Here is a 6,904-nt window from a genome sequence, read left to right as displayed (position 1 = left end):
TTGCCCTTGCGCCCGTTGCAGCCCCGGCAGGCGGTGATGCAGTTCATCCAGCTGTCCGCCCCGCCGCGCGAGACGGGGATGATGTGCTCGCGCGTCAGGTCGTCCGCCGCGAAGCGGGCGCCGCAGTAGGCGCAGACGAAGCGGTCCCGGGCGAAGAGCTTGGGGTTGGTCATGGCCGGGCTGCTGCGCCAGGCCCGCGAGGGCACCGCCCCGCGCACCGCGATGATGGAATGGACCTCGATGCGCGACTGCAGGCCCGTGGCGCGCTGCACACCGCCGCGCATCACATGGCAAGCCTCGCCCAGGGTCCAGGCAATGGCGTCACTGGCGTAGAGGATGGCGGCTTCCTTGACCGTCACCCACGCCTGGGGGCGCCCCGACACGTCCAGCTGCAACACATCCATGATGTGGCCGACTCCTTCAACTGCCGAGCATAGCGCGTCGTCGGTGACAGGCTCAAGCGCGGGTGTGGTGCCTCTGTCAAATCAGTGCAAACCCGCTGTGACAGCCTGGGAACGCCGGCCTGCGTGGCAGATCTCTCCAGGGGTCCCCGGGTAATCCCGATGCGCTTTCCTGAAAAATCTGCAAAATAGCACGACCGTTCGTTTCATAATCAGCGCCGTGACGACCGACACCACTCCCCGCCGCAGCACCGGCAACCGCACCCTCCACAAGGGGCAGCAGACCCGCGCCACCATCCTGGACGCGGCGCTGGGCCTGGCCTCGCACATGGGGCTGGAGGGCCTGTCCATCGGGGCGCTGGCCGAAGTGACCGGCATGAGCAAGTCGGGCGTGTTCGCCCACTTCGGCTCCCGCGAAGAATTGCAGATCTCCGTCATCCGCGAATATCACACGAAGTTCGAGGAAGAGGTGTTTTTTCCTGCGCTGCGCGAGCCGCGTGGCCTGCCGCGCCTGCGCGCCCTGTTCGAGAACTGGGTGCGCCGCGTGTCCAAGGAACTGGATTCCGGCTGCATCTACATCAGCGGCGCGGTGGAGTTCGATGACCGGCCCGGCCCGGTGCGCGACGCGCTGGCGGCCATGGTGCTGGCCTGGCACAACGCGCTGGCGCGCGCCATCCGCCTGGCGGCCGATGCCGGCCAGTTGCGTTCGGACGTGGACGCCGCACAGATCCTGTTCGAGATGCACGGCCTGATCCTGGTTCTGCATCACGACGCCCGTTTCCTGCGTCTGCCCAACGCGATCGACCGTGCCCGCAAGGGCTTCGACCGCATCCTGGCCAATTACGCCCTGCCCACGTCGCCCCGCGCGGCGGCCGGCGAGGCGGCCACGGCCTCCTCTGCTGCTCCGGCTGCGCGCAAGCGCCGCTGAGTCGTCCCTTCACCCGCCTTTTCCCGCCCCGGCCTTTCAGGAGAGTTCCATGCCCCAGTACAACCCGCCCCTGCGTGACATGCAGTTCGTGCTGCACGAGCTGTTCGATGTCGTCAGCGAGTTCAAGGACATCCCCGAGTTCGCCGAGGTGGATGCCGACACCATCAATGCCGTGCTGGAAGAGGGTGGCAAGTTCGCTTCGCAGGTCGTGTTCCCGCTGAACATCACCGGCGACGCCGAAGGCTGCGCGCTGGACAAGAGCACCCACGAGGTGACCCCGCCCAAGGGCTTCAAGGAAGCCTATGCCCAGTACGTCGAAGGCGGCTGGCCGGCGCTGTCCTGCGACCCTGAGTACGGTGGCCAGGGCCTGCCCCACACCATTAACCAGAGCTTCTACGAGATGCTCAACAGCGCCAACCAGGCCTGGACGATGTACCCCGGCCTGAGCCACGGCGCCTACGAGGCCCTGCACGCGCACGGCACCGACGAGCAGAAGAAGACCTACCTGCCCAAGCTGGTCAGCGGCGAGTGGACCGGCACCATGTGCCTGACCGAGCCGCACTGCGGCACGGACCTGGGCCTGCTGCGCACCAAGGCCGAACCGCAGGCCGACGGCAGCTACAAGATCACCGGCCAGAAGATCTTCATCTCGGCCGGCGAGCACAACATGGTCGAGAACATCGTCCACCTGGTGCTGGCCCGCCTGCCGGACGCGCCCGCCGGTTCCAAGGGCATCTCGCTGTTCGTGGTGCCCAAGTTCATGGTCAAGGCCGATGGTTCGCTGGGCGAGCGCAACCCGATCTACTGCGGCGGCCTGGAGCACAAGATGGGCATCCACGCCAACGCCACCTGCCAGATGATCCTGGACGGCGCCGTGGGCACGCTGGTCGGCCAGCCCCACAAGGGTCTGCAGGCCATGTTCGTGATGATGAACGCCGCCCGCCTGGGCGTGGGCATGCAGTCTCTGGGCCTGACCGAGGTGGCCTACCAGAATGCCGTGGCCTACGCCAAGGACCGCCTGCAGATGCGTGCCCTGTCGGGCCCCAAGGCCCCCGAGAAGGCGGCCGACCCGATCATCGTGCACCCCGATGTGCGCAAGATGCTGCTGACCGCCCGCGCCTACGCCGAAGGCGCCCGCGCCCTGGCCACCTACACCGTCATCCAGCTGGACAAGGAACTCAAGCACCCGGACGCCGAGGTGCGCGCCGAGGCCGCCGATGAAGTCGCCCTGCTGACCCCGATCATCAAGGCCTTCATCACCGACAACGGCTGGATCGCCACCTCGCACTGCATGCAGGTCTACGGCGGCCACGGCTTCATCCACGAATGGGGCATGGAGCAGTACGTCCGCGACGCCCGCATCAACATGATCTACGAAGGCACGAACACCGTGCAGTCGCTGGACCTGCTGGGCCGCAAGGTGCTGGCCGACAACGGCAAGAAGCTCAAGAAGCTGGGCAAGAAGATCGCCGAGTTCGTCGAAGACCAGGGCGTCTACGAAGAGATGCAGGAATTCATCAACCCGCTGGCCGACCTGGGCGACAAGGTCACCAAGCTGACCATGGAAGTGGGCATGAAGGCCATGGGCAACGCCGACGAGGTGGGTGCCGCGGCCGTGGACTATCTGCGCGTGGTCGGCCACCTGACCTTCGCCTACATGTTCGCCCGCATGGCCAAGATCGCGCTGGCCAAGAAGGACAGCGGCGACCCGTTCTACACCGCCAAGCTGGCCACGGCCCGCTTCTACTTCGCCAAGCTGCTGCCCGAGACGGCCAGCCTGATCCGCACCTGCCGTGCGGGCCTGGCCCCGCTGACGGCCATGGACGAAGCGCTGTTCTGATCCTGGCCTTCCCTGTCACACCGCCCTGAGGAGACAAATGCGATGAATCCGATCAAGCTGATGGTGGCAACTCTGGCCCTGGTGGCCGGCGGTGCCTGGGCCCAAAGCAGTCCCGTGGGACTGTGGAAGACCATCGACGACGAAACCCACAAAGAGAAGTCGTATGTGCGGATTTCCGACGACGGCACCGGTCACCTGCAGGGAAAGGTGGAGAAGGTCCTCGATCCTTCCAAGCAGGATGCCAAGTGCGACAAGTGCACCGACGACCGCAAGGGCAAGCCCATCATCGGGATGACCATCTTTTCGGGCGCCAAGCAGGACGCAGATGAGCAGGACACCTGGGGAGACACCCAGATCCTGAAGCCCGAGGAGGGCAAGCTGTACCGGTTGCGCCTCAAGGTGATTGACGGCGGGAAGAAATTGCAGGTCCGCGGCTACTTCGGGCCGTTCTTCAAGACCCAAGAGTGGATTCGCCTCGAGTGATCGAGTCGACGCCAGCCTCGTTCCCTCTACTTCTGGAGATTCAAGTGAGTCGATTCCAAGTCCGCAAGGTCGCCGTGCTCGGCGCCGGCGTGATGGGCGCGCAGATCGCCGCCCATCTGGTCAACGTCAAGGTGCCGGTCGTGCTGTTCGACCTGCCCGCCAAGGAAGGCCCCAAGAGCGCCATCGCGCTCAAGGCCATCGACAACCTCAAGAAGCTCAAGCCGGCGCCCCTGGGCGTGGCCGAGGACGCCGCGCGCATCACGCCGGCCAACTACGAAGAGCACCTGGACCTGCTCAAGGACTGCGACCTGGTGATCGAGGCGATCGCCGAGCGCATGGACTGGAAGCTGGACCTGTACCACAAGATCGCCCCCTTCGTGGCGCCGCACGCCATCCTGGCGTCCAACACCTCGGGCCTGTCGATCACCAAGCTGGCCGAGGCCCTGCCCGAGTCGATCAAGCCGCGCTTCTGCGGCATCCACTTCTTCAACCCGCCGCGGTACATGTACCTGGTGGAGCTGATCCCGACCCCGACCACCGAGGCCAAGTACCTGGACCAGCTGGAGACCTTCGTCACCACCACCGTCGGCAAGGGCGTGGTGCGGGCCAAGGACACCCCGAACTTCGTGGCCAACCGCGTGGGCATCGCCAACATGCTGGCGACCATCCACGAGGCCGAGGCGTTTGGTCTGACGTATGACGTGGTGGACGACCTGACCGGCAAGAAGCTGGGCCGCGCCAGCTCCGGCACCTTCCGCACCGCCGACGTGGTGGGCCTGGACACCATGGCCCACGTCATCAAGACCCTGCAGGACAACCTGAAGGACGACCCCTTCTACGGCAGCTACGCCACCCCCAAGGTGCTGGCCGCGCTGATCGAGAAGGGCGCCCTGGGCCAGAAGACCAAGGCCGGCTTCTTCAAGAAGGACGGCAAGGCCATCCTGCGCCTGGACCCGGCCACCGGCACTTATGTGGAAAGCGGCGCCAAGGCCGACCCGATCGTCGACCGCATCCTGAAGAAGCCCGCTGCCGAGCGCCTGAAGCTGCTGCGTGAATCCAGCAACCCGCAGGCCCAGTTCCTGTGGGCCATCCTGCGCGACTCCTTCCACTACGTGGCCGTGCACCTGGCCGAGATCGCCGAGAGCGCCCGCGAGGTGGACTTCGCGATGCGCTGGGGCTTCGGCATGAAGCAGGGCCCGTTCGAGCTGTGGCAGGAAGCCGGCTGGAAGCAGGTGGCCGAGTGGGTCAAGGCCGACATCGACGCCGGCAAGGCCCTGTGCAGCGCCCCGCTGCCGGCCTGGGTGTTCGATGGTCGGGACGGCGTGCACACGCCCGAAGGTTTGTGGTCGGCCTCCAAGGGCAGCTACATCCCGCGTTCGAACCTGCCGGTCTACCAGCGCCAGTACTTCCCCGAGGCCGTGCTGGGCAGCGGTGCGGTCGATCCGCTCAAGAGCGGCACCGAGCTGTTCAAGAACGACGAAGTGCGCGTCTGGACGCTGGACGGCGAAGTCGTCATCGCCAGCATCACCGCCAAGCTGCACCTGATCAGCCCGACCGTGACCGAGGGCTTGCTCAAGGCGCTGGAGATCGCCGAGGAAGGCTACCAGGGCCTGGTGGTCTGGTCGCCGGACGACGTGTTCTCCGCCGGTGCCAACCTGGAAGCCCTGATGCCGGTCTTCATGGCCAAGGGTGCCAAGGGCATCGCGCCGGAAGAGAAGAAGCTGCAGGACATGATGCTGCGCTTCCGCTACGCCCAGGTGCCCACCATCGCGGCCGTGCGCGGCATCGCGCTGGGTGGTGGCTGCGAGCTGGCGGTGCATTGCAGCCAGCGCGTGGCGGCCATGGAAAGCTACATGGGCCTGGTGGAAGTGGGCGTGGGCCTGCTGCCGGGCGGCGGCGGCCTGACCTACATCGCCCGCCGTGCCGCCGAAGGCGCGGCCAGCGCGCCGGACAGCTATGTGCTGAACTTCCTGAAGGAAGGCTTCCAGGCCGCGGCCATGGCCAAGGTGGGCACCAGCGCGCTGGAATCGCGCAAGCTGGGCTACCTGCTGGACAGCGACATCGTCGTGCCGAACAAGGACGAGCTGCTGTTTGTCGCCATCAGCCAGGCCAAGGCCCTGGCGGCCGCGGGTTACCGTCCGCCGGTGGCCAAGCCCTTCGCCGCGGCCGGCCGCACCGTGCTGGCCACCATCAAGGCCACCCTGGTGGGCATGCGCGACGGCGGCTTCATCAGCCAGCATGACTTCCACATCGCCAGCCTGATCGCCGACGTGCTGTGCGGCGGTGACGTGGACCCCGGCACCCCGGTGACCGAGGAATACCTGATGGCGCTGGAGCGCAAGCACTTCTGCGGCCTGCTGGAGCACCCCAAGACCCAGGAACGGATCATGGGCATGCTGCAGACCGGCAAGCCTGTGCGCAACTGATGGCCGTCCCACGCTGACAAGGAATCGACATGAGCAAGCAAGTGCAAGACGCCTACATCGTGGCGGCCACCCGCACCCCGATCGGCAAGTCCGGCCGGGGCTACTTCAAGAACACCCGCTCGGACGACCTGCTGGTGCGCGCCATCCAGGCCGCGCTGGCCCAGGTGCCCACGCTGGACCCGAAGGCGATCGAGGATGCCGTGATCGGCTGCTCCTTCCCCGAAGGTGAGCAGGGCATGAACTTCGCCCGCATCGCGGTGGCCCTGGCGGGCCTGCCGCACAGCGTCGGCGGCGTCACCGTCAACCGCTTCTGCGCCTCGGGCGTCACCGCCATCCAGATGGCCGCCGACCGCATCCGCGTCGGCGAGGCCGATGTGATGATCGCTGGCGGTGCCGAGTCGATGAGCATGGTGCCCATGGGCGGCAACAAGCCGGCCTTCAACCCCGAGATCTTCACCCGGGACGAAAACGTGGGCATCGCCTACGGCATGGGCCTGACCGCCGAGAAGGTGGCCGAGCGCTGGAAGGTCAGCCGCGAAGACCAGGACGCCTTTGCCCTGGCCTCGCACCAGCGTGCCATCAAGGCCCAGCAGGCCGGTGAGTTCGCCGACGAGATCTGCCCGGTGGACATCATCCAGCGCGTGCCCGATCTGGCCACCGGCGAGGTGAGCTACACCACCCGCACCGTCAGCCTGGACGAAGGCCCGCGTCCCGACACCAGCCTGGAAGGCCTGGGCAAGCTGCGCCCGGTGTTCGCCCGCCAGGGCAGCGTCACCGCCGGCAACAGCTCGCAGACCAGCGACGGCGCCGGTGCGCTGATCCTGGC

The 6,904-nt window shown here is 66.8% G+C and carries 6 protein-coding genes; 5 read left to right on the top strand and 1 reads right to left on the bottom strand.

Features of this window, described 5'->3' with window-relative positions:
- Positions 1-404 (bottom strand): HNH endonuclease (locus I73_RS28275; protein ID WP_022981478.1); only part of this gene is annotated, 404 nt, incomplete at its 3' end.
- Between the two features lie 208 nt (positions 405-612).
- Here I73_RS28275 and I73_RS15645 point away from each other — a divergent pair.
- The 5 genes from I73_RS15645 to I73_RS15625 form a co-directional block, all read left to right on the top strand.
- Positions 613-1,329: a TetR/AcrR family transcriptional regulator gene (locus tag I73_RS15645; protein ID WP_040500484.1), complete on the top strand. Its 717-nt coding sequence runs from the start codon at positions 613-615 to the stop codon at positions 1,327-1,329.
- 49 nt (positions 1,330-1,378) lie between these two features.
- Positions 1,379-3,169 carry an acyl-CoA dehydrogenase C-terminal domain-containing protein gene (locus I73_RS15640; RefSeq protein ID WP_022981476.1) on the top strand — a complete coding sequence of 597 codons (1,791 nt, stop codon included), beginning with the start codon at positions 1,379-1,381 and terminating at the stop codon, positions 3,167-3,169.
- Between the two features lie 42 nt (positions 3,170-3,211).
- On the top strand, positions 3,212-3,652 hold the full coding sequence (locus I73_RS15635) for a DUF2147 domain-containing protein (protein ID WP_022981475.1): 441 nt from the start codon (positions 3,212-3,214) through the stop codon (positions 3,650-3,652).
- Between the two features lie 44 nt (positions 3,653-3,696).
- Positions 3,697-6,078 (top strand): 3-hydroxyacyl-CoA dehydrogenase/enoyl-CoA hydratase family protein, encoded by a 2,382-nt coding sequence (locus I73_RS15630; RefSeq protein WP_022981474.1) that lies wholly within the window; start codon positions 3,697-3,699, stop codon positions 6,076-6,078.
- A 29-nt stretch (positions 6,079-6,107) separates the two neighbouring features.
- Positions 6,108-6,904: acetyl-CoA C-acyltransferase (locus I73_RS15625; RefSeq protein ID WP_022981473.1), on the top strand; the 797-nt coding region annotated here is incomplete at its 3' end.

The organism is Ideonella sp. B508-1, from assembly GCF_000333615.1.
GTDB lineage: Bacteria > Pseudomonadota > Gammaproteobacteria > Burkholderiales > Burkholderiaceae_C > Ideonella.
The sequence above is the reverse complement of the archived record's forward strand: the minus strand, read 5'-3'. Positions and strand labels throughout refer to the sequence as shown.